At 43.3% G+C, this 26,259-nt stretch carries 31 protein-coding genes and 1 riboswitch; of the genes, 26 read left to right on the top strand and 5 right to left on the bottom strand.

Going from position 1 to position 26,259, the window contains the following annotated elements; all coding sequences use genetic code 11:
- Window positions 1-9: 9 nt before the first annotated feature.
- The 4 genes from mobB to JKM87_RS14420 all read left to right on the top strand — a co-directional run bounded on the left by mobB (window position 10) and on the right by JKM87_RS14420 (window position 2,536).
- Window positions 10-738, top strand: a complete 729-nt coding sequence (mobB, locus tag JKM87_RS14435) for a molybdopterin-guanine dinucleotide biosynthesis protein B (protein ID WP_202081075.1) — start codon at window positions 10-12, stop codon at window positions 736-738.
- Window positions 692-1,162, top strand: a complete 471-nt coding sequence (locus JKM87_RS14430) for a molybdenum cofactor biosynthesis protein MoaE (RefSeq protein WP_202081074.1) — start codon at window positions 692-694, stop codon at window positions 1,160-1,162. The genes mobB and JKM87_RS14430 overlap by 47 nt, the downstream gene beginning before the upstream one ends.
- Complete coding sequence (gene moaD, locus JKM87_RS14425; RefSeq protein ID WP_202081073.1) at window positions 1,155-1,394, top strand: molybdopterin converting factor subunit 1; 240 nt, start codon at window positions 1,155-1,157, stop codon at window positions 1,392-1,394. Before JKM87_RS14430 ends, moaD begins: the two co-directional genes overlap by 8 nt.
- Window positions 1,395-1,513: 119 nt before the next feature.
- On the top strand, window positions 1,514-2,536 hold the full coding sequence (locus JKM87_RS14420; RefSeq protein WP_202081072.1) for a ThiF family adenylyltransferase: 1,023 nt from the start codon (window positions 1,514-1,516) through the stop codon (window positions 2,534-2,536).
- Between the two features lie 104 nt (window positions 2,537-2,640).
- Here JKM87_RS14420 and JKM87_RS14415 read toward each other — a convergent pair whose 3' ends face one another.
- Window positions 2,641-3,489, bottom strand: a complete 849-nt coding sequence (locus JKM87_RS14415) for an HAD family hydrolase (protein WP_202081071.1) — start codon at window positions 3,487-3,489, stop codon at window positions 2,641-2,643.
- Between the two features lie 216 nt (window positions 3,490-3,705).
- Between JKM87_RS14415 and JKM87_RS14410 the strand changes: the two genes are divergently transcribed.
- The 8 genes from JKM87_RS14410 to JKM87_RS14375 all read left to right on the top strand — a co-directional run bounded on the left by JKM87_RS14410 (window position 3,706) and on the right by JKM87_RS14375 (window position 10,688).
- Window positions 3,706-4,629 (top strand): phosphate/phosphite/phosphonate ABC transporter substrate-binding protein, encoded by a 924-nt coding sequence (locus JKM87_RS14410; RefSeq protein ID WP_202081070.1) that lies wholly within the window; start codon window positions 3,706-3,708, stop codon window positions 4,627-4,629.
- A 177-nt stretch (window positions 4,630-4,806) separates the two neighbouring features.
- Entirely contained in the window at window positions 4,807-5,583 is a 777-nt protein-coding gene (gene phnC / locus JKM87_RS14405; RefSeq protein WP_202081069.1) for a phosphonate ABC transporter ATP-binding protein, read from the top strand.
- Window positions 5,580-6,377 carry a phosphonate ABC transporter, permease protein PhnE gene (phnE, locus tag JKM87_RS14400; protein ID WP_202081068.1) on the top strand — a complete coding sequence of 266 codons (798 nt, stop codon included), beginning with the start codon at window positions 5,580-5,582 and terminating at the stop codon, window positions 6,375-6,377. Before phnC ends, phnE (JKM87_RS14400) begins: the two co-directional genes overlap by 4 nt.
- Window positions 6,377-7,225, top strand: coding sequence for a phosphonate ABC transporter, permease protein PhnE (phnE, locus tag JKM87_RS14395; protein ID WP_236838847.1), 849 nt, complete (start codon window positions 6,377-6,379; stop codon window positions 7,223-7,225). Before phnE (JKM87_RS14400) ends, phnE (JKM87_RS14395) begins: the two co-directional genes overlap by 1 nt.
- A gap of 123 nt (window positions 7,226-7,348) precedes the next feature.
- Entirely contained in the window at window positions 7,349-7,744 is a 396-nt protein-coding gene (locus JKM87_RS14390; protein WP_336885188.1) for a Spx/MgsR family RNA polymerase-binding regulatory protein, read from the top strand.
- A 131-nt stretch (window positions 7,745-7,875) separates the two neighbouring features.
- Complete coding sequence (locus JKM87_RS14385) at window positions 7,876-8,070, top strand: hypothetical protein (protein WP_202081066.1); 195 nt, start codon at window positions 7,876-7,878, stop codon at window positions 8,068-8,070.
- 97 nt (window positions 8,071-8,167) lie between these two features.
- Window positions 8,168-8,902 carry an HAD family hydrolase gene (locus JKM87_RS14380; RefSeq protein ID WP_202081065.1) on the top strand — a complete coding sequence of 245 codons (735 nt, stop codon included), beginning with the start codon at window positions 8,168-8,170 and terminating at the stop codon, window positions 8,900-8,902.
- Between the two features lie 31 nt (window positions 8,903-8,933).
- Complete coding sequence (locus tag JKM87_RS14375; RefSeq protein ID WP_202081064.1) at window positions 8,934-10,688, top strand: rhomboid family intramembrane serine protease; 1,755 nt, start codon at window positions 8,934-8,936, stop codon at window positions 10,686-10,688.
- A gap of 119 nt (window positions 10,689-10,807) precedes the next feature.
- Here JKM87_RS14375 and JKM87_RS14370 read toward each other — a convergent pair whose 3' ends face one another.
- A complete protein-coding gene (locus JKM87_RS14370; RefSeq protein WP_202081063.1) occupies window positions 10,808-11,743 on the bottom strand; it encodes a hypothetical protein in 936 nt (311 codons plus the stop codon).
- 105 nt (window positions 11,744-11,848) lie between these two features.
- Between JKM87_RS14370 and JKM87_RS14365 the strand changes: the two genes are divergently transcribed.
- The 6 genes from JKM87_RS14365 to JKM87_RS14340 all read left to right on the top strand — a co-directional run bounded on the left by JKM87_RS14365 (window position 11,849) and on the right by JKM87_RS14340 (window position 17,058).
- Entirely contained in the window at window positions 11,849-12,892 is a 1,044-nt protein-coding gene (locus JKM87_RS14365; protein WP_202081062.1) for a M42 family metallopeptidase, read from the top strand.
- A 160-nt stretch (window positions 12,893-13,052) separates the two neighbouring features.
- Entirely contained in the window at window positions 13,053-13,568 is a 516-nt protein-coding gene (locus tag JKM87_RS14360) for a hypothetical protein (protein WP_202081061.1), read from the top strand.
- Between the two features lie 35 nt (window positions 13,569-13,603).
- Window positions 13,604-13,825, top strand: a complete 222-nt coding sequence (locus JKM87_RS14355; protein WP_202081060.1) for a YqgQ family protein — start codon at window positions 13,604-13,606, stop codon at window positions 13,823-13,825.
- Between the two features lie 3 nt (window positions 13,826-13,828).
- Window positions 13,829-14,815 (top strand): PucR family transcriptional regulator, encoded by a 987-nt coding sequence (locus tag JKM87_RS14350; protein ID WP_202081059.1) that lies wholly within the window; start codon window positions 13,829-13,831, stop codon window positions 14,813-14,815.
- 87 nt (window positions 14,816-14,902) lie between these two features.
- Window positions 14,903-15,994 (top strand): ABC transporter ATP-binding protein, encoded by a 1,092-nt coding sequence (locus JKM87_RS14345; protein ID WP_202081058.1) that lies wholly within the window; start codon window positions 14,903-14,905, stop codon window positions 15,992-15,994.
- Between the two features lie 98 nt (window positions 15,995-16,092).
- Window positions 16,093-17,058, top strand: coding sequence for an ROK family glucokinase (locus JKM87_RS14340; protein WP_202081057.1), 966 nt, complete (start codon window positions 16,093-16,095; stop codon window positions 17,056-17,058).
- A 161-nt stretch (window positions 17,059-17,219) separates the two neighbouring features.
- On the opposite strand, the gene JKM87_RS14335 is transcribed toward JKM87_RS14340, so the two are convergent.
- Window positions 17,220-17,897: a class D sortase gene (locus tag JKM87_RS14335; RefSeq protein ID WP_202081056.1), complete on the bottom strand. Its 678-nt coding sequence runs from the start codon at window positions 17,895-17,897 to the stop codon at window positions 17,220-17,222.
- 33 nt (window positions 17,898-17,930) lie between these two features.
- Window positions 17,931-18,887, bottom strand: a complete 957-nt coding sequence (locus JKM87_RS14330) for an LPXTG cell wall anchor domain-containing protein (RefSeq protein WP_202081055.1) — start codon at window positions 18,885-18,887, stop codon at window positions 17,931-17,933.
- Between the two features lie 187 nt (window positions 18,888-19,074).
- On the opposite strand from JKM87_RS14330, the gene JKM87_RS14325 reads away from it, so the two are divergent.
- The 3 genes from JKM87_RS14325 to JKM87_RS14315 all read left to right on the top strand — a co-directional run bounded on the left by JKM87_RS14325 (window position 19,075) and on the right by JKM87_RS14315 (window position 21,692).
- Window positions 19,075-19,314 (top strand): DUF1128 domain-containing protein, encoded by a 240-nt coding sequence (locus tag JKM87_RS14325; protein ID WP_236838846.1) that lies wholly within the window; start codon window positions 19,075-19,077, stop codon window positions 19,312-19,314.
- Between the two features lie 135 nt (window positions 19,315-19,449).
- Window positions 19,450-21,138 carry a dihydroxy-acid dehydratase gene (gene ilvD, locus JKM87_RS14320; protein ID WP_202081053.1) on the top strand — a complete coding sequence of 563 codons (1,689 nt, stop codon included), beginning with the start codon at window positions 19,450-19,452 and terminating at the stop codon, window positions 21,136-21,138.
- A gap of 38 nt (window positions 21,139-21,176) precedes the next feature.
- On the top strand, window positions 21,177-21,692 hold the full coding sequence (locus JKM87_RS14315) for a metallophosphoesterase family protein (RefSeq protein ID WP_202081052.1): 516 nt from the start codon (window positions 21,177-21,179) through the stop codon (window positions 21,690-21,692).
- Window positions 21,693-21,885: 193 nt separating this feature from the next.
- On the opposite strand, the gene JKM87_RS14310 is transcribed toward JKM87_RS14315, so the two are convergent.
- Window positions 21,886-22,200 (bottom strand): hypothetical protein, encoded by a 315-nt coding sequence (locus tag JKM87_RS14310; RefSeq protein WP_202081051.1) that lies wholly within the window; start codon window positions 22,198-22,200, stop codon window positions 21,886-21,888.
- 107 nt (window positions 22,201-22,307) lie between these two features.
- Here JKM87_RS14310 and JKM87_RS14305 point away from each other — a divergent pair, with 107 nt between their 5' ends.
- The 5 genes from JKM87_RS14305 (at window position 22,308) to thiS (ending at window position 26,259) form a co-directional block, all read left to right on the top strand.
- Window positions 22,308-23,138: a DUF92 domain-containing protein gene (locus JKM87_RS14305; protein ID WP_202081050.1), complete on the top strand. Its 831-nt coding sequence runs from the start codon at window positions 22,308-22,310 to the stop codon at window positions 23,136-23,138.
- Between the two features lie 23 nt (window positions 23,139-23,161).
- On the top strand, window positions 23,162-23,938 hold the full coding sequence (gene nfsA / locus JKM87_RS14300; RefSeq protein WP_236838845.1) for an oxygen-insensitive NADPH nitroreductase: 777 nt from the start codon (window positions 23,162-23,164) through the stop codon (window positions 23,936-23,938).
- Between the two features lie 109 nt (window positions 23,939-24,047).
- Window positions 24,048-24,926 carry a protease HtpX gene (htpX, locus tag JKM87_RS14295; RefSeq protein ID WP_202081049.1) on the top strand — a complete coding sequence of 293 codons (879 nt, stop codon included), beginning with the start codon at window positions 24,048-24,050 and terminating at the stop codon, window positions 24,924-24,926.
- 232 nt (window positions 24,927-25,158) lie between these two features.
- Window positions 25,159-25,266: riboswitch (TPP riboswitch) on the top strand.
- Window positions 25,267-25,418: 152 nt separating this feature from the next.
- Complete coding sequence (gene thiE / locus JKM87_RS14290; protein ID WP_202081048.1) at window positions 25,419-26,054, top strand: thiamine phosphate synthase; 636 nt, start codon at window positions 25,419-25,421, stop codon at window positions 26,052-26,054.
- Window positions 26,038-26,259 (top strand): sulfur carrier protein ThiS, encoded by a 222-nt coding sequence (thiS, locus tag JKM87_RS14285; RefSeq protein WP_336885187.1) that lies wholly within the window; start codon window positions 26,038-26,040, stop codon window positions 26,257-26,259. The genes thiE and thiS overlap by 17 nt, the downstream gene beginning before the upstream one ends.

The following is a 26,259-nucleotide window of genomic DNA, read 5'->3' as shown; positions in this document are numbered from 1 at the left end:
CTAACAAAGATGAAAGACCAACGTGTAGCGCGGCAAAATCGTAGAATGAATCAAAAAAACCGAGCAAACCGGCAGATGGGGACAGATAATCCCACTTCTCAGCTACCTCACGTTCTCCAAATTGTAGGCTATAAAAATAGCGGCAAAACATCATTGGTGACATCCTTAGTCCGACATTGGAAAGCACTCGGTGACGATAAGATTAGCACGATCAAACATGACGTTCACGGCTTTGAAGTGGACCAACCTTTTACTGATACGTGGCACCATCAAAAAGCGGGAGCTGATATGACGATGATCCAATCTCCTGAGAGGCTGGGTCTTTTTGCCACCTCATCAGAGAGGACCTTAGAAGAGTTGGTTGCCGTCACACAATACTTGCAACAACCATCGATCATACTCGTTGAAGGGTTTAAGCAGGCCTCATATCCTAAGGTGGTCCTCGTTCGTTCTGATGAAGACATACATAAATTAAGCACACTACAGCATATTATAGCCATCGCTTTTCATACAGAAAAAGATCGCGCACAGTTTGAGCAACAACGGGATCATAGCACACAATTCAGACGTCTGAGACAAACGCCCACATTCTTATATCAGCAGCGTGAGAGCGGTGCTAATACGATGATTGAGTGGATCGACCTATATAGGAAGAGTAACTTTAGAAGAGAAGGAGTAAAGGGGGAGCTTCATGACACAAGCGAACTACAATGTGACCACTGCACCGTTAAAGATTGAAACAGTCACTTCACGCGTGGTCCATCCTCATGCCGGCGCCATTAATACGTTTATAGGAACAGTGAGAGAATTAACCAAAGGAAAGCGTACATTGTATTTAGAGTATGAAGCTTACGTGCCCATGGCAGAGAAGAAACTACAGCAAATAGGAAAAGAAATACAAGAACAGTGGCCTGAAGCAAGAGTGGCCATTGACCACCGTATCGGTACACTTGACATCACGGATATTGCCGTCGTGATTGCTGTGTCCACTCCTCACCGCGCAGATGCTTATGACGCTTCTCGGTATGCCATTGAAAGGATTAAAGAAATCGTCCCCATATGGAAGAAAGAGTATTGGGAAGACGGAGAAAAGTGGATCGGTGACCAAAAAGAACACGTGTACTATCCAACAGGGAGACCGGAGGGACTACGCGATGATTAAAGTATTATTTTTTGCCGGATTAGCAGAAAAAACAGGTCAACGAGTGGTTGAGCTTGACTACTGTGACTTGACCGTGCGAGACTTAAAGAGTAAAGTCATACAACAGTACCCATCAATCAAGCAAGATTTGGATGGTGTCATGGTGGCCGTTAACGAGGAGTTTGTAAATGCTGATTACAAAATATCATCCGCAGATGAAGTGGCCTTCATTCCTCCTGTGAGCGGCGGTTAAAGCGTAAAACAAATTATAAAATAAAGGCTATTAATGGATATAGATATAAGGGCTAAGGGCTTTGGGGGTACCTCAACTGTTTCTCCCAAGCCAATGAAAGCGAGTGGAGGCTGAATGATATGGATACATCCAGATATTCTCGTCAACATCTTTTTCCTCCGATTGGAAAAGAAGGACAAGCAAAACTAAATCAGAGTCGTGTGTTAATTGTAGGTATGGGGGCTCTAGGTACCGTTTTAGCCAACCATATGGTACGCGCTGGCGTGGGTCATGTGCGCTTCGTTGACCGTGACTTCGTTGAGCTTAGCAATTTACAACGCCAACTCTTATTCGATGAACAAGACGTGGAGCAAAAGCTACCCAAAGCTGTTGCAGCAGAACAAAAACTACGCTTAGTGAACAGTGACATTGAAGTGCAGGGTTTGATTGGAGATGTCACGGCATCGACGATTGCGGAGTACGCGTCTGATGTGGATCTCATCCTAGATGGGACAGATAACTTTAGTACAAGATTCGTTATTAATGATTATGCCTTTAAAATGGGGATTCCTTATGTTTACGGCGGTGCGGTAAGCTCTAGAGGAATGCAAGCCACTTTTATTCCGGGAAAAACGCCTTGCTTGCGCTGTTTATTTGAGGAATCCGGAGGAGCAACAGAGACCTGTGATACGTCAGGTGTCATCGCACCAATTGTGGACATGGTCGCCTCCCTCCAGGCGGTTGAGGGGATGAAATGGCTTTTAGGTGATCAGGAGAACATACGCCAAAGTTTATTAACCATGGATCTTTGGCACCATCACCGTTATGAGTTGAAGCTGACCAAGCCGAAAGCAGGATGTCTCACTTGTCAACGAGAGCAATACCCGTCGTTAGCGCATTCAGATGAGGATCAGATCACAACTTTATGTGGGCGTGAGACGGTTCAAATGACACCTCAAACCCAACAGACAGCAAAGCAAGACCTTAACGAATGGGCGCAACATTTAGAAAAAGTCGGGCGAGTGGAAAAGACGCCATTCTTAATCCGTTGCCATGTGGAAGACGTCACACTTGTCATGTTTACCGACGGTCGCGTTCTCATCCAAGGCACTGAAGATATCAGTCGGGCCAAAACAATCTATGCTCGATATATAGGGATGTAACTAAACAGGGATGTAACACAGTAGATATATAACAGAGTAGGTATATAATAAACAAAGCCAAAAAAGTAGCCTGTCTTATGAGCAAGGCTACTTTTTCTTTGGTTCTATAACTCTAACATATCTTCAATCGTTTCAGAAATACTATCAACTTTAACCCCTTTATACTCCGGATAGTTTGAATTGTACGCGTCAATAAAAATCGTTTTTAGGCCTAATTGTATAGCAGGAGCGATCTCATTGATATAATTATCTCCAATCGAGATGGCCTCATGTGGACGGACATCATATTCTTTTAATAATTGAGAAAAATGATTCTTGGTATATTGAGGTTTCTTAGCTACGGTCACTCTATCCTCAAAAATATCATCTAAATCTAGTCTATCAAGGAGGCGTCCGACATCATCAGGATCACTGTTCGTGACTAGCACGATATCGCGCTTTTGCTTCAGGTGTAGTAATCCTTCTCTTAAACCAGGGATTCGTGTGAGAGAGAATTGCTCTGCCGCCATGTACTCTTTGGTTTTCACGTATGCCGTGTCTGTATCATTCACACCGAAATGTCTCGCACAAGCATTAGGAAGCCACCAGCCATCGCCAATGGCCATCATTGTCTCAAAATCGCACTCAACAGGTGTAGGATATAGGCGTTGACGCTCGTCTTCACTCAGTGGGTCACCGTCCCATGTCCATGCGTGAGTGACGCGTGAAGAGCTTGAATCAATCTCGACAATGTGATCACGTACCAGGTCGTAAACGCTACCAATCTTCAATGTATGCTCACCGTTGATCATTTTTTTATATTCTCGTTCATAAGCAGAACGGAACGCCTCATCGACCTCTTGCTTTAACAAATGAGCATAATAAGCAAAATGGTCGGTATCCTCATAAAGTGTGCCATCAAGGTCAAAGATCATCAACTGACTATCTTCAAATAAATTGGTCGTGTCGGTCATTATATTTCCCCCTCTTCTGTACTCACCATAACAGAACATTATACTTATTTAAAATAATGGAAATCGGGCAGGACGTCAATAAACAGCATGTCTGATTGTAGAAAATTCGCACTTCAAACAGTTTTTTGATTAATTTTGTGTAAATGTCGTCAATCTTTGAACAATTTGTGGTAAAATGCTTTTGGTATCTACTACATATGAGGGGGTAGTTGTGAAATGAAAAAGTTTTTCTTCATGTTGTTTGTACTTTCTATGATGGTTGTTTTAACCGCGTGTGGAACTGACGCTGATTCAAACGATGAAACAGGTTCCGATGCGAGTGGACAAGAAGGAGATGAAGAGGCACTCATGATGGGATTCGTACCGTCAAGGGATGCTGAAAAAATTGCGACTGAAGTCGAGCCTTTAGAGGAGAGACTCTCTGAAGTATTAGGTAGAGAAGTTCAAGCGGAGGTTATGACCAACTACGCTGGGCTGATTGAAGCCATGAGAACTGGAAGAGTTGATATTGGTTTCTTAGCCCCTTTCAACTATGTCCAAGCTGAGGATCGTGCTAATGTAGAGTTAATCCTGAAATCAGAACGTCACGGTTCCGTGACCTATCGCGCTCAATATAACGTTCGGGCCGAGTTGGATCATATCCAAAGTGTAGAAGATCTTGTCGAAGAAGAAGGACTTGTCTGGGCTTTTTCTGATTACGGTTCGACATCCGGCTATTTATATCCAGCTGCTCAGCTCATGGACTTGGGCATCGAGGATATGCAATCACATTTTGAACTGATCCAGACAAGTGGACACGATGCAGCGCTCGTCGCTTTGATGAATGGTGATGCTGATGTGGCGACGACATTCGAGGATGCTCGAACGCTATTAGAAGAGGATTACCCTGACGTCATGGAGCGCATCAATGTGATCGACCATACAGCAGATATCCCGAATGATACGATTTCAGTACGTGAAGGGTTAGACCCTGAATTAGTAGAGGAAATTAAACAAGCATTTTTGTCCTTTAATGAGGACGAAGACATGATGCAAGTGATGAATGAGGTCTATGATTGGACAGGCATCGTAGAAGCCCACCCTGAAGACTATGACATCGTGCGTGAAACGTTAGAAAAATTAGAAGAATTAGATTCCTAAAATCTCTAAATTTATAGATTGATAGCTGCAAATAAAGAATAATGAATAATAGAGATAGAAGGTTTATAAGTAAAAAGCCAGAGCAATTTTAGCTTACCAATTCCATACTTAAAAATTCAGGAATGAAGGAGAAGGGGCAAGAGGGACTTCTCCTTATTTTACGAAGGTAGGGGTAACATGATTGAATTCAAAGATGTCTCTCTCGTTTATCCAAATGGACATGAAGCACTAAGAAATGTCAACGTGAAGATTAATCAAGGTGAGTTTGTGGTCATCGTAGGTTTATCCGGGGCCGGTAAATCGACACTGATCCGCAGTATCAATCGTTTAGTCACGCCGACGGCCGGGGAGTTAAATATCGAAGATCAAAATATCATTCCGTTGAACGATCGTCAGTTGAAAAAATTACGTACCGAAGTGGGCATGATTTTCCAAAGCTATAACCTTGTGAAGCGTTTATCCGTCCTACGGAACGTCCTAACTGGACGCTTAGGCTATACAGGAACACTACGCAGTATGTTAGGGTGGTTTCCTAAGGATGATATTGAGCTAGCGATGCAAAGCTTGGAACGCGTGAACATTAAGGAGAAAGCATACGTACGTGCCGATCAGTTAAGCGGGGGACAACAACAACGGGTGAGTATCGCCAGAGCCTTGACGCAAAAGCCCAAGATTATACTTGCGGACGAGCCTGTGGCTAGCCTTGATCCGCCAACCTCCCACCAGGTGATGAAGGACCTGAAGCGTATTAATCGTGAAGATAATATTACAACACTCGTGAACCTCCATTTTATTGACATGGCTATGGAATATGCGGATCGAATTATTGGGATGCGTGCAGGAGAGGTGGTTTTTGACGGGCCGGTAAGTGATGTATCTGAACAAACGTTTGAAGAGATTTACGGGCGTAAGATCAAGGAAGATGATATGCTCGGAGAGGCGGAGGAATCATGATAAAAAAAGGTAAACGCATCCCGCTTATTCCTCTTAAGAAAAAAATATATTTTCTACTAATCGCACTTATTATCGGTACTTTTTACATCTATTCAGCGGTGAGGACCAATGCGAGTGTTCCTAGACTTCTAGAGGGGATCCCTGATATTTATGACTTTTTCATTAATGATTTATTCCCCCCTTCTGTATCGTATTACAAAACTGCAGGTTTGAGCCTGTTGGAAACTTGGAACATGGCTTTACTTAGTACGTCTGTAGCAGCGATTGTCTGCTTGCCGTTTAGCTTCTTGGCAGCGTCTAATATCAATAAAAACGTCTATCTGTATCAAGTTGTACGGTTCGGGCTCAATGTGTTGCGTACCATTCCTGAAATTATACTCGCCCTTATTTTTGTGGCCATGGTCGGCTACGGGCCCTTCCCTGGTATACTGGCACTGATCTTCTTCTCAATGGGTATTTTGGCCAAATTGATCAGTGAAACAGTAGAAGCTATCGACCCGGGTCCCTTAGAAGCCATTAGAGCAACAGGAGGAAATGTCATTCAAGTGATCTGCTACGGTGTCATCCCCCAGATTATTCCCCATTACGTGTCCTACACCTTATATGTGCTTGAGATAAACGTACGTGCTTCCATTGTGCTTGGGTTCGTTGGGGCTGGTGGGGTTGGACAGCTGATTCTTGAGCAGATGGGTTGGCTTAATTTTGATAGAGTGGCGATGATTATACTCATGACTTTTGTTGCTGTTGTCATTATTGATACAGTGAGTACGCGGTTAAGGGAGAGATTAGTGTGATGAAAAAGAGAAACAGTATGTCACCCAGGGCGAAGTTTTGGACACGATTGACCGTTTCGGCACTAATCATGGCTTCCTTGTACACCATCGCTTTTGCTTTTACCGATCTGAATATGAGAAAACCTGATGCAACGTTCATATCTATCCTTAGAAGAATGTTTGTAGACAGCTGGTTGAACATAGAAACTATTTCAGAGTGGATAGAGACAGGCCAGCTTCTCGGTCCACTGTGGAATGCAGACGTTTTTGCAGATGTGCCCCGTTATCTTAGCCTCATGATTGAAACGATATGTATCGCTTTTGTGGGGACACTAATGGGAGCAGTGCTCGCTTTCCCGGTTGCCTTTTTTGCCTCCAATAATATGGTTGGACGCTTTTCATTTATCGGTAAGAACATTCTCAGCTTTATCCGGGCATTTCCAGAGTTAGTGTTTGCTATTATCTTTGTCTTTGCCGTAGGAATTGGACCTTTTGCCGGGGTTCTGGCCATCGGTATTAATTCTATCGGGATGTTAGGTAAGCTTTACTCCGAGGTTATTGAGTCTATAGATAAGAGCGTGTTAGAGGCGTTGAGGTCGAGTGGGGCCAATCAAGCGCAGGTGATCTGGTACGGGGTGATTCCACAGATTATACCTGAATGTTTATCGTACGTGATATACCGTTACGAGATTGACCTACGTTCCTCTACGGTGCTTGGGATTGTCGGAGCCGGTGGTATCGGTGTACCATTAATGCTATATGCTGATAACCGAAATTGGGAACATGTCGGTATGATGTTGATTATTATCATTTTGACCATCACCATAGTGGATTACTTAAGTGCTTATATTCGACGGAGAATCGTATAGCTTTGGAGCCATTTCTTTCGTGTGACGAAATTGTGAACGTCAGGATTTAAACAAGCAATTTAAACTTATTTATACTTTTTATTATTTGCTTCACATGATAAAATAATAAATCTAAAGAAGTAGGTGAGGCAAGTGATACAATTGTATACATTTTCAAGCTGTACCTCTTGTCGAAAAGCTCGTGATATCCTTAAGGATAACCAAATTCCATTCAAAGAAAGAAATATGAATACTGATCCACTATCTGAAAGTGAAGTATTTCATTTATTAGGATATACGACAAACGGCACGACGGATATCATGTCCAAACGTAGTCAAGATGTTAAAGATCTCAACATTAACGTTGAGGAGCTTTCATTAAACAAGTGGGTAGAGCTTGTAGGGAAGCATCCAGGCATGTTACGCCGTCCTTTATTGTTAACGGACAATCAACTTATTGTCGGTTACAATAAAGAAGAGTATGAAGGACTGATCAAAAAATACAATACCCGCATGAATAAAGAAGCGGTATGTTCTTAATGTATAGCTGAGTGGACAACACGTTCACTCGGCTTTTTTTATGTCTGGAAAGATTATGTCTTCATGAATTTACGTAAATTGGGGAAGCATAGGGATAAAGAAGGAGGGGACATGAGATGGAACAAAAGTGGATGAGCCCCATGTGGCTTTTACTAGCGCTGCTTGCTCTTCTTATCCCTGGTGTGAGACGTTTTATCTTTTATCGGGTGATACGCAGTCCGAGAATTCGCAATATGGGATTAAGGTTCGTCTTATCAATGCCCTATGTCCGTGACCGCTTGATGCGACAGGTTTTTCCGAAGCGGGATTCGAACCCGACGCCATAGGAGATATAAAGGAACCTGCTTCGGAATGAAGCAGGTTCTTTTTTCTACCCTCATCCGCCTGATATAATAGAAAGAAGTATATGGAAGGGGTGTTACGATGCCCAAGTGGGATGCCGTTTTTTTTGATCTGGATAATACCCTATATAGTCATGAATATGCTTTCGAGAAGGCTATACAGGATTGCTACCAAGAATTATTAGAGGAATGGGAGCTCACTGGTAGACATATCCCTCATGTCGATATGGATGACTGGTTTGAAGTATTTAAGCATTTTAGTGACAAATGGTGGCCTGAATACGAAAACAAAGAAATTTCTCAGCGGGCATATCGAAGAAAAAGGTATATGTCCACAATGCGACATTTTAAATTACCCCATGACGAAGATGAAGCGGATCAATTTCATGACAAATATTACGCCAAGGCACATATTTATGTTCAGCCCTATCCGTTTTTATACCCAGTGTTACAACAGCTTCAGGATGCGGGAACCAACACTGGTGTCATAACGAATGGTAAAAGTGAAGTCCAATGGCTAAAATACAAAAAGTTAAAGTTATATCGTTACATACCGAGAGAAAGATTTATTGTGTCCGAGGAGGTCAATGCTGAAAAACCGTCAAAACACATTTTTCAAAAGGCTGTTAAAGAGCTGCACCCTCGTCGTCCCGTGTTTATTGGAGATGCGTGGGAGTTAGACATTGTGGGTGCTATAGATGCTGGGTGGGAAGCGATCTACTTGAACACACAGCAGCGGCCTAGAACAACCTCACACCAGCCATTATACGAGTGCCGTACGCTTGAGGAGATTCACCAATTTTTTTTACAACAATGAGTGATGAGAAAGGAATTAGCGTATCATGTCAATGAGAAACAGATGGATTTGGGCGTTAACACTAACGTTATCGAAGTATTATCAATTTCATACGACTGAGTTGCCTGATACGAAGCATAACGTTGTTTTTCGTGATGAAGGTGGGGAACCATTACCCCAACTCGTGCTTTTACGCAATCAAGCTAGGGATTTTCAGATTATACGTATACAAGGGGCGAGCTTTGTTTGGGGCTCAACCTTAACAAGGGACATTCGACAACTTGCTGACCAGCTCCCAGCCTTTAGAAAGCGGTTGCGTGCACGCAAGCTAGAAGTGATTAATTTATACGTTTTCCCGTTCGAACCAGTCTCTTCCATTCAAGAACGATTAGATGAGATGCAAATACTTGAGGAAGATGATCGGATCACCATGACATCATATCCTATATTCTTAAATGACTTATACGTCCCCTACGCTGATCAATCGGAGCAAGTACAGGAGAAAGAGACCGAGGAGAAAGAGATCCAGCTAGCACAACTTGATTGGAGTCGTTGGGATATCGATACAAGTCAGGTTGCGGCTCACATGCGAAAACACTTTTTACACCTCACGGTTGAGGAGATGAAGCATGAGCTTAGACAAGAAGAGCGTAAAAAAGAAAAGCAGTTTGCAAGTATTTTCAAATTCGGACGCCCCATTTTAACTTACGCTTTTCTCGTTTTGAATGCCTTAGTTTATTTTTTTCTGGAGTATGTCGGTTCAAGTACAGACCCGGAGACACTGATTACTTATGGGGCAAAGTGGAATCCCAGTATTGTCGATGGCCAATACTGGCGTTTACTATCCGCTATGTTTCTCCATATTGGCATACTCCATATCATTATGAACAGTATAGCTTTATACTTTCTAGGTTCGCTGGTTGAGCGCATATATGGCTCTCTACGGTTCTTATGGATATACTTGTTCGCTGGTTTTGCAGGCACGCTGGCCAGCTTTGCTTTTGTTGATAATTTAGCAGCGGGTGCATCCGGTGCCATCTTTGGATGTTTCGGCGCCCTTTTGTATTTTGGGCTGAAATATCGTGATTTGTTCTTTAGAACGTTAGGGATGGATGTCCTCATTATCTTATTGATTAACTTAGGGATTGGCGCCGTCATCCCGATGATTGATAACTACGGACATGTAGGGGGATTATTAGGGGGCTTTTCAGCTGCCGTGATGCTGAGTTTGCCACATAAACGTGCCGTATTGGAGAGAGTGGGGGCGACCGTGGTCACAGTCGTGCTCGTCGTCGGTTTAATATTATTTGGCTTTAAGCAAGCCGGCACATCCCCTTATTATTTTTTACATCACGCCGGTTTAGCCTTAGAAAGGAATGATCAAGCAGAGGCGAGATGGTTTGTAGCCCAAGCGAGAGAACTGGCATATGATGAGCCTGAATTCGATATCCAATTAGGTATGGTCTATAACCAACTGCAGGATTACGATGAAGCGGTCACACTGTTAGAACAGGCCGAACAAAAAGGTGCACAGTATGAAGCGTTATTCATTGAACATGGGGTCGCTCTGATGGGGTTAGAGCGTTATGATGAGGCTAGAGATCAATTAACACAGGTCATTAGGCGTTCTCCTCACTTGGAGGAACCTTATCTACGACTGGCCTTTTTGTTGATGCAGATGTCTCAATGGGAAGAGGCGGCTGAAGTGTTGGACCGAGCAGAGGAGAGGGATATTGAAAGTGAACGTATGGCCATGCTGAGAGATATGATTGATCGAAGAACGATTGGAGAATATCCAGAACCGTAAGCCACCACGGAAGCGTAGGTCACCACGGAACCGTAGGTCACCACGGTTATCACTTATCAATCACGGCAAGTCCAAACGTGTAGATCAGTGGGCCACAGCCATGTCTACCCTGAGGGATATCACTCTTCTGTTGTTTTATTTTTGAAAGAGATGGGATGCTCGATTTGGACTTCTTTACCCTCCGCTGTTCGAAACAGGATGCTTACATGGGTTTGGTCGTTGGCCACGAGGATGATGGGCATGATACTTCCTTGAGGTTGTTCTTTATGATGGTCGTCAGGGTGTATCTCTAGAATATAACGTTCAAATAATGTTTCCCAAATTAAGCCTAATAATAATGTCGTCTGGTCTTGATCAAAACCGGGAAAGCTCTGCGTGGTATATTCATGAAGTTCATACAAAGGAATGACTGTGTAATCCCGTTGATCTAATTCAAAGTGTTCCATAAGGTGTTGCCACTGGTAAGACCAATTATCTTCAATGGCGTTATCTAGAATGCGTTTCCAATGATTTTGAGTATTTGTCTGTGCTTCACGAAAGAGGGACGAGGAGGTAATGGCTGAACTTAATAAGTATACACGGTCTTGACTGAGTGTTTGTTGACTTGTCATGCTATCGTCTTCTTTTTCTATTTCAGCATGGTGAAAGGTAATGACATCATAACGCGTCGATCCTTGGCCTTGAATATACATATCTTGACTTAAAAAAGCGGTCTCCTTTTCACCTCCATAGACACGGTCAGCCAGTACACCGTTAGCATAGACGAGGGCCACATCCTGTCTAATGGTGGTCGGGATTGACGTTTCTGAGGTGACATGAACCGTGAGTGTATGTGAGCTGCCTTCTCGACTGTCCAGAATGACACGGGTATAGGCGTCGATAAATTGCACGTCAGCGTCAATCGGATGAAATTCTAGCTGGGGCTTATGATGCTTAAGGATGGACGGAGGGGTGAGTGCTTCGTCTTCAAATAAAAGGGCATAGCTTGTGTATACAGTGACACCAAAACAAGCCAGTAGCAAAGCAACGAGCCATCTTTTTTTGTGCCTCTCCATAAACATCATCCCTCTAGCATCATTCTTGGTTACTATACTTATATGCGAGAAAGGACAACATTTATGCAAGATGGTATGATAGAAAGAAAACTTAGGAGGGGTCATATGGATATAAAAAAAGAGCTTCGTGTCAATGACATGATTGAAACTTTGGAACAGTTAGTGAAGATTCCCAGTCCGTCGGGAAACACAGAACAAGTCATACAGTATGTAGCCACTTATCTAGAAGAGCTGCAAATCCCTTATACTTTAAATAGAAAAGGGGGACTAATCGCAACAATACAAGGTGAGAATAATCAGGCTCATCGCATGCTCACAGCACATGTTGATACCCTAGGGGCAATGGTAAAAGAGATCAAATCCAACGGCCGATTGAAGCTAACCTTAATAGGTGGCTTTAGGTGGAATGCCATTGAGGGCGAGTACTGCCAAATTCAAACGCTTTCAGGTGAAACTTACACGGGTACCATATTACATACTAAGGCTTCCGTGCACGTCTATCGAGAGAATGAAGAGCGTACAGAGCAGAACATGGAAGTACGGATCGATGCACGAGTTAAATCAGAGGCAGACGTCCGTCATTTAGGGATAGAGGTTGGAGATTTTGTCTCCTTTGACCCACGGTTTGAAGTAACCGACAGTGGTTTTATTAAGTCTCGTCATTTAGATGATAAAGCGAGTGTGGCCATCTTGCTACAGCTTATGAAAAACATCAAACAAGAAGGGGTACAACTACCTTATACGACGCACTTCCTCATCAGCAACAACGAAGAAATTGGTTATGGCGGAAACTCAAATATTACGCCACAAACTTTCGAATACCTAGCTGTTGATATGGGTGCGATAGGAGATGGACAGCAAACGGATGAATTCTGTGCATCGATATGTGCCAAGGATGCGAGTGGTCCCTACAACCTTAAGTTAAGAAACAAACTCATCGATTGTGCACAGCAGGTAGAGGCGTACTATAAAGTGGATATCTACCCTTATTACGGCTCTGATGCGAGTGCCGCCATCCGTTCAGGGCACGATATTGTTCATGGCCTCATTGGCCCGGGGATTGATGCTTCTCACGCTCATGAACGCACACATCAGGACGCTTTGGTTAACACAGCGGTCGTACTCTATACTTATCTCTTGTCATCATAATACATTGTCTTTTCACGAAAAAGAAGGGCCTTAGTGATACATGGGGCACTTCTTTTTGTTATTGAGCACCATTTCTATAAGTACACATTTCACTTGGGACAAATATTTGCATGAAACACTTCATCCAGTCATATATTCTTTATGATGGAGGGAGAATCGTATGGAAATTCTCAAGTGGGTGATGTTATCGATGTTTACGGTAGCCCTAGGTGCCATTGTAGGTTTTGGTCTATACACGAGAAAAGTGTTTGTCGCTTGGTATCATCTAGCAGCTCTCATTGTTCTTCTCTTCATGGTCAGCTTAGCCAGTTCGTTCATCGGACATTTAGCAAAGGAATATTTCTCCTACCGTTTTTTTGAAGTGTTCGTGAGTCTCATATTAATTGCCATCGGTGTGGCTATTGTTGTGAAAAAACCCATTTATCCAGGTCAACAAGACCTGCTTTTGTTCGGCTTGACTATAACCCTGGACGTAGGTCTACTAGGCTTCCATTACGGTCAGAATGAGGATGGTGGCTTTGGTTTAGCTATGACGATCTCATTATTGCTATTAGGGAGTATTATCTGTGGTATGGCTTTTGGAAATAGAAGGCTGACAAATTGGCGACTGAAATTAATTTATCCTCATATTCCCGGACTTTTAATTGTCTGTTACGGTTTAATAAAAATGCTATAATAGGATGTAAAATAAATAAGGAAGTGGATGGTCACATGAACGTAGAAGGGACAAGCTTCACACATATAGGTGATCTACAGGCTTACCTTAGGACTTTCGGAACTTTCATTTATACCAAGGATAAAGAAGCCGACTTAGACCTGATAGAGGAAGAATTTAATGAATTGTATCAGTTTGGGATGATCGATTTGAGAGACTATCAAACGGCTAAAATGATTCTTAAGAAAGAACGCCAGCAATTGACACAGGGTGGATAAGTAATGCTCAACATTAAAAAAACATGGATGTATGCACAAATGAAAAGGATATACGGGGAAAACCACTTACAACTAGTCGATTCAGATGATGACATCGTACATGTAGATGGTGATTATCACTATATTCAAGTAAAAGAAGGGTTAGAGGAAGTAGGCTGGATTGGGATTAAAAAAGCGAGACTTAGTGAAGATGCTGAGGCATTGCTCCATGCTTTGTCCGACATCGCCTCTTCCACCCTTCACAAAGATTGGAATACAGAACAATCCTTTTGGATGACTGTGATACAACACGAGCCCTCGTATTGGTTGGAGGAGTGGAGAACCTTTGACCGTTGGCATGACCATCTTTTTGGTCTCGTATACATCATACTACCAGAAGCTCAAATTGAAGAAGATGGTCCATTAGAAGATTGGGTCAAAGGTGTCATCGAAGATGAGAGTTATTTGCTGCGTATTGAAAGCGATACTTTCGTCTGGATTATTCCTTCTTTTGAGTCGGTTCAGGATAACATTCAACAGATTGTTCAGAATCTCCTAGGTACGGTCATGTCTGAAATGATGGTCGATCCAAAAATGACGATTGGTGAACCCTTTACCATGCCAAGTCATGTTCATACTCAGGTGAAGCAAGAACTACGCTTCTTGCGTCACAGTTTACCTTTTTCATGGGGAACATCCGTTGTTCACATGAGAGATCTATTGACTTATGCTTTGTTGGGACATCTTCGTGAGGAAGATGCTGGATATGCTGTTGAGCAAGTGTTGAGAGACACACGCAAGGATCAAGATCTCCTTCATACGATCCAAGTATTTTTGCAAGAAAATTTAAACATATCTGAAGCCGCTAAACAACTGTTTATTCATCGTAATAGTATGCAGTATCGTTTGGATAAATTTACTGAAAAAACGGGGATGGATATCCGGAAGTTTGAGGACGCAGTCAAAGTTCACCTCGCCATACAAGCTTTGGGCAAATTGAACAAGAAGTAGACCTTTTTTTTCTGTCAACTTGCCTAATAGTTTTATGTGCTGTAAACCCTTACAATAATATAAAAGGGAACAGAGGAGGAACTAATAATGGCAGGCATAGAGTTATCTCATATTTACAAACATTATAGTGATACTGTAACAGCGGTAAAAGATTTTAACTTAAATATTGATGACAAAGAGTTTATCGTTTTCGTCGGCCCTTCCGGTTGTGGTAAATCAACGACTTTACGTATGGTGGCAGGACTTGAGGAGATTTCAGAGGGAGACCTATACATCGGAGACCGTCGCGTGAATGACGTCGCCCCCAAAGATCGTGACATCGCTATGGTATTCCAGAACTACGCTTTATATCCTCATATGAACGTGTACGATAATATGGCCTTCGGACTAAAACTACGAAAGTTTAAGAAGGATGAAATCAAAGAAAGAGTGGACCAAGCTGCAAAGATCTTGGGCATTGAAAACCTGTTAGATCGTAAGCCTAAGGAGCTATCGGGTGGTCAGCGTCAGCGTGTGGCATTAGGACGTGCGATTGTGCGTGAACCCCAAGTGTTCCTTATGGATGAACCATTGTCTAACCTCGATGCCAAACTACGTGTACAGATGCGTGCTGAAATTACGAAATTACACAAACGTCTAGAGACGACCATTATCTATGTCACACACGACCAAATTGAAGCGATGACCATGGCGGACAGAATCGTCATTATGAAAGACGGTGTCATTCAGCAGGTCGGAACACCGAAGGAAGTATATGATGCCCCTGATAACATATTCGTCGGCGGCTTTATCGGGTCTCCAGCAATGAATTTTGTCCACGGTAAACTCGACGGTAATCAGTTTAAAGTGGGAGAACAAACATTAGAGGTGCCAGAGGGCAAATTGAAACTTCTAAAAGGCTACGAGGGCAAAGAGGTTGTCCTGGGTATCAGACCTGAAGATATCCATGACGAACCGGTGTTTATCGAATCTTCACCAGGGTCTGTCATTAATGCATATATTGATGTTGCGGAATTAATGGGGGCAGAATCATACCTCTACAGTTCCATAAATGACAATGAATTTATTGCTCGTGTCGACTCTAGAACGGACGTCAGTAACGGGCAGACGCTTAAACTTGCCTTAGACATGAACAAAGTACACTTCTTCGATGAAGAGACAGAAGAACGTATTAAGTAGTTATTTCCTTTTGTCAGTCCTAGAATATGACTAGTCATGTAGACACGTATCGTATATCATTATGATGGACATAGAAAAAAGGAAAAGGATGAAGCACATTGAGTCAGCAAGTGTACGTAGGCATTGATTTAGGTGGGACTTCAGTCAAATACGCCCTGATAAATACAGATGGTCAAATCGTCTACAAATCTGATGCGCCTACGGCTAAGGATGCAGGCGGGGAAGGCATTATTGACCAGATAGATGATTTGATCACGTCGGCCTTGAGTGAGATGGATTACGATCGATCTCAAGTACACGGTGTTGGGATAGGCGTACCTGGGTTTGTTAATGTTGAAGAAGGATACGTTTATGAAGCTGTTAACCTTGGATTCAAGGACTTTGCATTTAAAGCGGAATTAGAAGGGAAAACGGGACTAGCCGTCTTTCTCGATAACGACGCAAACACGGCCGCATTAGGTGAAATGTGGAGAGGTTCAGGTGAAGGAACCAAAGACCTCCTGTGTATTACACTGGGGACAGGTGTTGGAGGCGGCGTCATACTTAACGGTAACATCTATCATGGGCATCGTGGCGTGGCTGGTGAAATCGGGCATTACACGATCGTTACTGAAGGTGGCGCCCCTTGTAACTGTGGCAAGTCTGGATGTATTGAAACGATCGCAAGTGCTACGGGTATTGTCCGTTTAGCCAAGGAGCATTTGGGTGATTACCCAGATTCCAAGTTACAGGGCAAGTCTAACATCGAAGCCAAAGATGTCGCTCAAGCAGCGGAAGATGGCGATGCCTTAGCAAGACACGTCATTAAACAAGCGGCAGAAGCGTTAGGTGTCATGTTAGGGAATTATGCTGTTATTTTGAACCCCGAGAAGATTGTGATCGGTGGCGGTGTGTCTAAAGCAGGTGAGGTACTGTTTAACCCCATCCGTGAAGCTTATCAGAAGTACGGATTACCTCACCTTACCGGTCATATTGACATTGCGCCGGCGACGCTCGGCAATGATGCAGGGGTCATTGGAGCGGGATGGTTGGTTCATCACAATACGAATAAAATTGGACTTTAGACATACATCTAAAAATACAACTTATATAAAAGACACACCGTTGTGTGCGTTAATCCCTACTAGTAGGATGCGTAATCATCCTATGATGTGGAATTTGTCTTAAACACCTTTAGCCACTAAAAAGACCAGCTGTGATCACAGCTGGTCTTTTTGATCGTCTATTATAACCTGTACCATGGATTAATTTCTGCTTTTGCTTCATCTTTCAAGGTCATGTTTGTCTTATGGCCTTTAACAATCAGACGATATTCATTAGAATACAGCGGTTCGCAAGTAATAAGGGTAATCGTTTCTTTGTCAGTCGGTGCAATAACGGATACATCGGTAGGGTCAACGACCAAAATATCATCTACCTCGTATGTGAAAGTAGCAAAATGAGTGTTTAATGTGATTTGATCTCCCTCTTCAATCTCTCCCAGGCGATGGAAAAACTGTCCATACGTGTGACTTCTATGACCGGCAATGGCGACATTCCCTTTTTCCCCCGGAAAACTGGTGGATGTCATCCAACCGAGCGCATGATCGAGTACGGCTTCTTCAACCCCCGGCTTAACCATAACGTCTAAATCAATTTTAGGAATTTCTAATTGGCCGAGCACTTGGTTTTCATTGACGAGCTTGCGATGGTCTTGTATATCATCACTTGCCGTATCGTCTCTGTTGAACTCATGATGTGCTTCTCGTCGCCCCTCATCATTGAGTTGAGGGGATGTATAAGTGGATTGCAAGGCTTCCCACTCTTTTGACAGTTCTTTTTGTTTCGCATCCACTATGAACTTGCTAAACGTAGGAATCGAAATGCATATCATCCCTGTAAATATAAAGATAACCGCCATCATTGTTAATATTCGCTTTCCTTTCACGCCCATGCATTATTCAGCTCCAAGCAACCGAGTACGTACAAACAGAGCAGCTCCGATGACAAGTAAGATACCACCTAAGCTATACCATAGCATGGAATTGATCCAAGAACCTGTTTGTGGTAATGTTTCTTCGCCTGGGTCTGAATGGACTTCTTCATCATCTGGTCGATCGCCGTGAGGGTCCCCGTCTTCGGGCTCTTGAGGAGAAGATGTAGGAGTTTCCCCTTGATCAGGATTTGAGGGGTCATTGTTGCCCGGCTCCTCAGGTTGATCATGCTCTTCTTCTTGGTTAGGGTCATCAGAGCCTTCAGGTTGATTGGGTTCTTCCTGAGGGTCCTCCTCTGCAGGAGGGTCTTCATCTGGCGAACCATCTTCATTTTGACCATCGTCTTGTGATCCGTCCTCCTCACCAATAGAGGTACCGATCTCGAATAACAATTCAGACTCAAGGAGTAAATCCTGTTGATATGTCACGTTATAAGGGACTTGATAGGACTGATTGTCAATAGAGGATGGCGTAAAGATTAACTCTAGAGTGCCGCTGTCTCCTTCATTAATATCGTCAATATCGACTTGCAGGTGATTTTCCTGTGAAGTTGTGGCCGAAACGTTTGCTGAATGATTGACGACTTCAATGCTTCCGGAAGAAGAGAAATCAAAGTCGACATTCAAGTCGGTTGATGGACCACTTTCGAGAGTTGTAATCGTAAGTGTTAATATTGTTTTATCGTTCTCTTGTGTAGCATGAGCACTGATGTCATATGATACGTCTGTGCTTGTTTCTGAATCAGAATCTAATGCTGCGTTGGTTTCAGTTTCTGCTTCACTTGATATACTTAGATTATTCTGTTTTAGCGTCACGGAATTTTCAGTTTTTGTAGCAAATTGTGTGTCTCCGGCTGCCATGGCAACGGGTGCTGTTGTGAGTATGCTAACGAGTAGGATCATACCCAAAAGCCTATACATAGGTACCACTCCTTTAATGATAAGATGTCTTCCTTTTGTTCGATACCAAACTTGGCTTTCAGCTAAACTTTTATTGTTCCGTAAAAATAATTCGTCATGGCCAGTGCCTTTATGGGTGTGACCCTTTATTTATAATTAGGCCTGATTTTGTTATAATACTAACAACATGTCACAAGGGGTTGTTATCTTGAGTAAACCAATTGGAGAATTACAGGAGCCGTCACAGGAGAACGTTGCTTTTATCATTGACCAGATGAATAAAAAGCTACAAGTGGTCAATACGGGTATGATTAGGTCAGAGGACATTGATTTATCTCGTTACGAAGATTTATTAGACTTATATGACTATATTATGACAAAAGATAACTATAGTACGAGCGAGACGCAAATGATTGTCTCAGAGTTGGGACAATTAAGAAAAAAATAACAAAAATAAAAGCATTGGCTGACCTGGAGCCAGTGCTTTTATTTTTGTTGTGACATTTTCGTACAAGCATGATACAATATACAAATATATATTTTAAATATACAGAAAAATCAAATAAAGGGAGTGGAGCTAGACATGGCAAACAACGAGAATCAGGATTTACGCATCAGAAGCCACGTGATTAGTGAAGGAGAGAATCGAGCGCCTAACCGTGCAATGTTGAGAGCGGTAGGTTTTAAGGATGAAGATTTTAAAAAGCCGATGATCGGTGTGGCAAGTACGTGGAGCGAGGTGACGCCTTGTAACGTACATATCGACGAACTTGCGATAAAAGCCAAAGAGGCCGTGAGACAAGCTGGCGGTGCCCCCATGATTTTCAACACGATCACCGTATCCGATGGGATCTCTATGGGGACTGAGGGCATGAATTATTCGCTCGTCAGCCGTGAAGTCATCGCTGACTCAATAGAAACGGTGGTAGGAGCAGAACGCATGGACGGCTTTGTGGCCATCGGCGGTTGTGATAAAAATATGCCCGGATGTATGATTGCAATTGGCAGATCTGAGGTCCCTGCTGTATTTGTATATGGGGGAACGATTCAACCAGGCCGATTAGACGGAAAAAACATTGATATCGTCTCAGCTTTTGAAGGCGTGGGCAAGTACAATAAAGGTATGATTAATGAAGATGAGCTACATGAGATTGAGTGCCAAGCGTGTCCTGGGCCAGGTTCATGTGGCGGGATGTATACAGCAAATACGATGGCGTCCGCCATTGAAGCGATGGGTATGAGCTTACCGGGAAGCTCTTCTCATCCGGCAACGAATGAATATAAACGAGATGACTGTGAACGTGCCGGTCAAGCTGTGATGAATCTCTTACGCAAAGGGATTTATCCTAAGGATATTATGACGAAGGAAGCATTCGAAAATGCGATCACCGTTGTCATGGCCCTGGGGGGTTCTACTAACGCTATCCTGCATTTATTAGCTATTGCACATGCGGTTGATGTGGATCTCTCCCTTGATGACTTTGAACGGATACGTGAGCGTACGCCTCATATTGCCGACCTTAAACCGAGCGGTCAATACGTGATGCAACACCTGTTTGAAGTGGGCGGTGTGCCAGCTGTCATGAAGGAACTCTTAGATCAAGGTTTACTCCATGAAGATTGTCTCACAGTGACTGGACAAACTCTAAAAGAAAACCTACAGCAAGCAAATAGCTTAAAAGAAGGCCAAGAAGTCATTCGTTCTTTCGATGAACCGTTGAAGACGACTGGGCCTCTCGTGATCCTCAGAGGAAATTTAGCACCTGAAGGGGCTGTGGCTAAAATGTCGGGCCTAAAGGTGAAGAAAATCACGGGGCCAGCACGAGTCTTTGATTCTGAGGAAGAAGCAACAGAAGCCGTATTGAATGATCAAATCAATCCCGGGGATGTTCTCGTTATTCGCTATGAAGGCCCAAAAGGGGGACCAGGTATGCCTGAAATGTTATCCATTTCAGCTATCCTCGTTGGTAAAGGACTAGGAGAAAAAGTTGGACTACTAACGGACGGAAGATTTTCTGGGGGCACACACGGCTTAGTGGTAGGCCATGTAGCGCCTGAGGCACAAGTGGGTGGACCGATTGGTTTGCTTCAAGAGGGTGATACCATTACCATTGATAGTGAAACGCAGGAACTGAAAGTGGATGTTTCTGACGAAGATTTAGAACAACGCAGACGTGCCTGGACTGCACCCGGTTTGAAGTACCATAAAGGTGTGCTCTATAAATATGCCAAAACGGTATCATCGGCTTCTAAAGGAGCGGTCACTGATTAAAGGCACTATGCAAACAAAAGGAGCGGTAATAGGTTAAAATGAAAGCTTTAATCACAAGTGATACGCACGGTTTGAAAAAAGATTTAAAAACACTGGCCGAAAAAGTCAAGGTTGACAAAGGCTTCCACTGTGGGGACTTTTGTGTTGACGAGAACATGTTTCCATTAAACAAGATGGTCCTTGTCAAAGGAAATAATGACATCCGTGCGGGTGTGCCCAACGATCAAGTTGTGAATTGGGCGGGGTTAACATTTTTTGTGACACATGGTCATTTATATCAAGTAGAGTTTTCCTTGTTAAACCTGAAATACAAAGCGCAGGAAGCAGGAGCTGATGTAGTCTTATTTGGTCACACACATACGCCTTACTGTGAGCGAGAAGATGGCGTCATTTACATGAATCCAGGAAGCCTGAGACACCCGAGAGGATTTTCAGTGCCTACATTTGCTATTCTAGATGTAGCAGAAGGTGAGGGGGCTAAGACATTATCATTCACTTACTATGACCATAAGGGTAAGAAGGTCCCTGGCTTAGCCAAAACATTCACCCTGTGATATTTTGCCAATAAAGCTTTTGCATCATGCTTGTCAGTCAGATACCAAAAAAGACACCCAATACAATACAAAACACGATCAAACTTTAAACAAACAAACAAGGCAAAACACAAACACAGCTCATAGCATATTAAACGCCCCCGGTTTTATATCGCACCGGGGGCGTTCGTTTTTTGCCAATCTCGTCCAGTCATTAGGCGTGCATTTTGCGTTGTGTGTCTTGCTGAATACGGAACCAAATATTGAGGTCATTAATGACACTTGCAAGTTCTGCAATATCTTTATTTAATTCACATGATCGTTGAAAGTTCTCTTCTACGCTTAGCATTTGTTGTTTGCCAATGATTATTTTTTCAATTTCTTTTATCCTGTCAGGAATATCTGAACGGTGGGACTCCCATTCGAGAATCATTTGAGATTGTTCAGCAAGTGAATAGTCCTCCCAAGGCTTCTCGAGTACGGGTAGAGAAATGCCTAAGCGCTCATCAAATACAAATTGGTAACTCATCAGCTCAACTCCTTATACTCATTCCTTTTATTGTAGTATACTAGGAGGAAACAGACAATGGCAGGTTCACAGGGGTAAACATGCCAACCGGAGAAGGAGGACTATCATTGTTGTGGGGATTAGGCGCACTTATCAGCATGAGCCTAGCGTACGTGGCCTACCATAAGCAACACTTAACTCGGTCAGGGAGTCTAGCAGCGATTGTGGTTGGAACGACGGTCGTGGGGGGGACAGGTTTACTTGGGTTCTTAGTGTTGGCTTACTTTTTTGCTACCTCCTCTTACTTAAGTAAGTGGAGAAAGGGGTCAGATGGTTCGCAGGCGGTTGCGGTTGAACATAAAGGTGATCAGCGAGATGCCTATCAGGTCTTGGCAAATGGGGGAGTAGCGGCGGGGTGTGCTCTGATCTTTGCTTTCAGTCCCTCACCATGGTGGTTATTCGGTTTCGCAGCCTCGCTAGCCGCTGCGAGCTCGGATACATGGGCTTCAGAAGTTGGTAAAAACAGTCCATCCCTACCCCTCGACCTACTAACGCGTAAAAAAGTGGCTAAAGGGACGTCCGGTGGTATTACTTTACCAGGAACAGTGGCAAGTATGATTGGAGCGTGGTCTACGGCCCTTGTTTCCTGGCCGCTTTTACATCAACAATTGTCTCATATCCCCAATGTTGACTTAGGTGCTACTACTACGTCTATCCTCATCCTACTGGGGTTGGCTGGTTGGATTGGGAATTGGGTTGATACCTTCGTAGGAGCCAAATGGCAGGGTTTATACCATTGTCCGAAATGTCAGCGTATGACCGAACATAAGCATCATTGTCATCAGGCAGGCAGGCTCGTCAAAGGGACCACATGGTTAAACAACGACGCCGTTAATGCGCTCTGTACGGGTAGTGCTGCCTTAGTGGCCATACTACTTACTTTTATTTTTTTGACTTAGTATGATAAAAGATAACGATCACGATGACTGAAGGAGTTGACTTAACGATGACACACCAAGTAGACATCACAAAACACTTACAATCCCATCGCTCTATCCGCAAATTTAAACAACAACCTATTCCAGCGGATGTCAAAGAAGATATTTTGTCATCAGCGCAAATGGCTTCAACGTCGAGTCATGTTCAGGCCTACTCCATCATAGGTGTTACTGACCAAGAGAAAAAACGGCAAATAGCGGAATGGGCGGGACAGCAGTCCTATGTCGAGCAGTGTGGACACTTCCTCGTATTCTGCGCGGACCTTAACAGGTTAGAGCATGTGTTGTCCAAGCAGGGGGTAGAAACAGATAGTTTCAATCACACAGAGCCGTTCTTAGTGGCCTCAGTCGATGCGGCGCTCGCAGCTCAAAATGCAGCTATAGCAGCGGAGGCGCATGGCTTAGGCACTGTTTACATTGGAGGAATTCGTAATGAAATACAAAAGGTTAGTGACTTACTGAACCTACCTGACCTCGTTTACCCTGTTTTTGGTATGTGTATGGGCTATCCAGATCAAGATCCTGCACAGAAGCCGCGACTCCCACAGGAAGCCATTTATTTTGAGAATGAATATCCCACTTACGAACATATTGAGTCTCACGTGGAAGAGTTTGACAATGTTATGAAACATTACTATGAAGAACGCACGCAAGGTAAGCGAACAGACACTTGGTCAGACATGATGGTCAAAACGTTAGGTGAACCGAGACGAACACACATGAAATCCTTTCTCCAAAGTAAAGGGTTTATGTTAAAATAAATGTCATGAAATGATCAAAAAAAGGGATCTAAATTTTGATTCTATTTCGTTTATAATTAAAAATATATAAGCTCATAAAGAATGGGATAAATTTAAAGGGGGATGTATAGTGGGTAAAAGAATTTTTCTATTTATACTAACCAATATACTCGTATTGGCTACCATTATGATTGTATTGAATTTGATTGGGTTTACGGGCTACATTGATAATGGCAAGATCCAATACCAACAATTACTCGTTTTGAGTGCCGTGATCGGTTTTAGTGGCGCTTTCGTCTCACTGGCTATATCCAGATGGATGGCTAAAAAAGCGATGGGGGTGCGCGTACTAGATCCGAATGCTAATCTTTCATCCGCTGAAAGAGCCCTAGTAGATAAAGTACACGACCTTTCACGTAAAGCTGGTATAACGGTCATGCCTGAGGTTGGGATTTACGAATCTCCAGAGGTCAACGCTTTTGCCACAGGTCCTACCAAAAATCGTTCACTCGTGGCTGTTTCTAGAGGGCTATTGCAATCAATGGATTCCGACGCTGTTGAAGGGGTGTTAGCCCACGAGGTGGCGCACATTGAAAACGGCGATATGATCACGATGACCCTTATTCAAGGGGTCGTCAACACGTTCGTGGTCTTCTTGGCACGAATTGCCGCCTTTGCCGCGTCACGCTTTGTCAAGCCTGAGTTACAAGGCATTGTCCATTTTATTGCCGTGCTCGTGTTCCAGATCCTGTTCTCTATCCTAGGCAGCATTGCCGTTATGGCCTTCTCACGCTACCGTGAGTTCCATGCTGATAAGGGTGGGGCACACCTAGCCGGTAAAGATAAGATGGTTCATGCGCTACAATCGCTACAACGTCATGTTCATGCCGTGGATAATAGCCAATCGTCTGTCGCTACGCTTAAAATTAGTGGGAAACAAGGGATGTCTCAGTTATTCTCTAGTCACCCCGATCTTAATGAACGTATACGCAGATTACACGAATCATAATAATTAGAGTATAAAAAGGGTGCAGCAGATTTCTGCTGCACCTTTTATGACATCATCAGTATAAACATCAAACGACCATAAAACATAGAGACTTTACAATAGAGAAACCTGTGTCGCAATGTTATAATAGGAGATGAAATAGTATAAAAGTCTTGTAATAAGGCTGGTTAGATCATCAAACTTATAGCTATGACCTTTGCCTTTAGCATGTAGTCACAACTTAAAAGACGATTGACAAGACTAGGGGTGCCCCCTACAGGGCTGAGAGTAAAGGTGTTTTTTACAACCCTAAGAACCTGATCTGGTTGGTACCAGCGTAGGAAAGTCTTCATCGTAAGTCCATATACTGGCTGAACAAGAGGAAGCTTTCTTACAGGAAGCTTTCTTCCTTTTTGTATCAGACATTTTTTGGAACTAACATTTTTTTGGTACTAACTTATAATCGGGATTGATCTAAGAGCGTTTATACACACACATGAAGGAGGATTCACCTTGAAGCAGGATTTCCATCTCTATGTCATTACGGGAGAACAGTTTTATCAAGGAAAGGACTATCTACAGGTGATAGAAGAAGCGATTCTTGGTGGGGCTGATATTGTACAATTAAGAGAGAAAGACAAATCTAAAAAAGAATTGCTAGATATGGCCAAGGCGCTACGCTCATTAACTGCTAGATACAATGTGCCCTTTATCGTCAACGACCATATAGATATAGCGCTCGCTGTAGACGCTGACGGGATACACCTTGGGCAAGATGACCTCCCATTACAAGAGGCAAGGAAAATACTCGGACCAGATAAAATCATCGGTATTTCCACACACGCGCTGGAAGAAGCGCAGGAAGCCAAGAAAAATGGAGCCGATTATATCGGCGTTGGTCCTGTGTTTGAGACGAAGAGTAAGGCGGATGTTGTAGACCCAGTTGGCTTGGATTACGTTCAGCAGGTGACTGAACACGTTGATATGCCTTACGTTGCCATTGGTGGCATCAAACTGCATAACGTTCAGGACGTTCTTAAGGCTGGTGCCCGACGTATTTGTGTCATCAGTGCCATCGTTGGTGCGGAAGACGTGAAGGCCACCGCCGCTGCCTTTAGTCAGGAGATTAAACGTGCGAGAGGAGAGTGAGACAAACATGCAACTAACGGTGAATGGCAAACAAATAGAGCTGGAGTTACAAACAGTTCAAGAACTTGTTCAACATTATGGCTTGAAAGAAGCGCACGTGGTAGCCGAAGTGAACGGTGAAATTATTGATCGCGCCATATGGGAGGATCATCAGTTAGAACCGGGTGCGAAGATTGAGCTTGTACATTTTGTGGGAGGCGGCTAA

Origin of the sequence: Caldalkalibacillus salinus (assembly GCF_016745835.1) — a bacterium.
GTDB classification, from domain to species: Bacteria; Bacillota; Bacilli; order Caldalkalibacillales; family JCM-10596; genus Caldalkalibacillus_A; species Caldalkalibacillus_A salinus.
The sequence above is the reverse complement of the archived record's forward strand: the minus strand, read 5'-3'. Positions and strand labels throughout refer to the sequence as shown.

Coding starts and splice junctions, on each gene's coding strand:
- mobB (WP_202081075.1), top strand. CDS start 10: ATGAAAGACCAACGTGTAGCGCGGCAAAATCGTAGAATGAATCAAAAA.
- JKM87_RS14430 (WP_202081074.1), top strand. CDS start 692: ATGACACAAGCGAACTACAATGTGACCACTGCACCGTTAAAGATTGAA.
- moaD (WP_202081073.1), top strand. CDS start 1,155: ATGATTAAAGTATTATTTTTTGCCGGATTAGCAGAAAAAACAGGTCAA.
- JKM87_RS14420 (WP_202081072.1), top strand. CDS start 1,514: ATGGATACATCCAGATATTCTCGTCAACATCTTTTTCCTCCGATTGGA.
- JKM87_RS14415 (WP_202081071.1), bottom strand. CDS start 3,489: ATGACCGACACGACCAATTTATTTGAAGATAGTCAGTTGATGATCTTT.
- JKM87_RS14410 (WP_202081070.1), top strand. CDS start 3,706: ATGAAAAAGTTTTTCTTCATGTTGTTTGTACTTTCTATGATGGTTGTT.
- phnC (WP_202081069.1), top strand. CDS start 4,807: ATGATTGAATTCAAAGATGTCTCTCTCGTTTATCCAAATGGACATGAA.
- phnE (WP_202081068.1), top strand. CDS start 5,580: ATGATAAAAAAAGGTAAACGCATCCCGCTTATTCCTCTTAAGAAAAAA.
- phnE (WP_236838847.1), top strand. CDS start 6,377: ATGAAAAAGAGAAACAGTATGTCACCCAGGGCGAAGTTTTGGACACGA.
- JKM87_RS14385 (WP_202081066.1), top strand. CDS start 7,876: ATGAGCCCCATGTGGCTTTTACTAGCGCTGCTTGCTCTTCTTATCCCT.
- JKM87_RS14380 (WP_202081065.1), top strand. CDS start 8,168: ATGCCCAAGTGGGATGCCGTTTTTTTTGATCTGGATAATACCCTATAT.
- JKM87_RS14375 (WP_202081064.1), top strand. CDS start 8,934: ATGAGAAACAGATGGATTTGGGCGTTAACACTAACGTTATCGAAGTAT.
- JKM87_RS14370 (WP_202081063.1), bottom strand. CDS start 11,743: ATGGAGAGGCACAAAAAAAGATGGCTCGTTGCTTTGCTACTGGCTTGT.
- JKM87_RS14365 (WP_202081062.1), top strand. CDS start 11,849: ATGGATATAAAAAAAGAGCTTCGTGTCAATGACATGATTGAAACTTTG.
- JKM87_RS14360 (WP_202081061.1), top strand. CDS start 13,053: ATGGAAATTCTCAAGTGGGTGATGTTATCGATGTTTACGGTAGCCCTA.
- JKM87_RS14355 (WP_202081060.1), top strand. CDS start 13,604: ATGAACGTAGAAGGGACAAGCTTCACACATATAGGTGATCTACAGGCT.
- JKM87_RS14350 (WP_202081059.1), top strand. CDS start 13,829: ATGCTCAACATTAAAAAAACATGGATGTATGCACAAATGAAAAGGATA.
- JKM87_RS14345 (WP_202081058.1), top strand. CDS start 14,903: ATGGCAGGCATAGAGTTATCTCATATTTACAAACATTATAGTGATACT.
- JKM87_RS14335 (WP_202081056.1), bottom strand. CDS start 17,897: ATGATGGCGGTTATCTTTATATTTACAGGGATGATATGCATTTCGATT.
- JKM87_RS14330 (WP_202081055.1), bottom strand. CDS start 18,887: ATGTATAGGCTTTTGGGTATGATCCTACTCGTTAGCATACTCACAACA.
- ilvD (WP_202081053.1), top strand. CDS start 19,450: ATGGCAAACAACGAGAATCAGGATTTACGCATCAGAAGCCACGTGATT.
- JKM87_RS14315 (WP_202081052.1), top strand. CDS start 21,177: ATGAAAGCTTTAATCACAAGTGATACGCACGGTTTGAAAAAAGATTTA.
- JKM87_RS14310 (WP_202081051.1), bottom strand. CDS start 22,200: ATGAGTTACCAATTTGTATTTGATGAGCGCTTAGGCATTTCTCTACCC.
- nfsA (WP_236838845.1), top strand. CDS start 23,162: ATGACTGAAGGAGTTGACTTAACGATGACACACCAAGTAGACATCACA.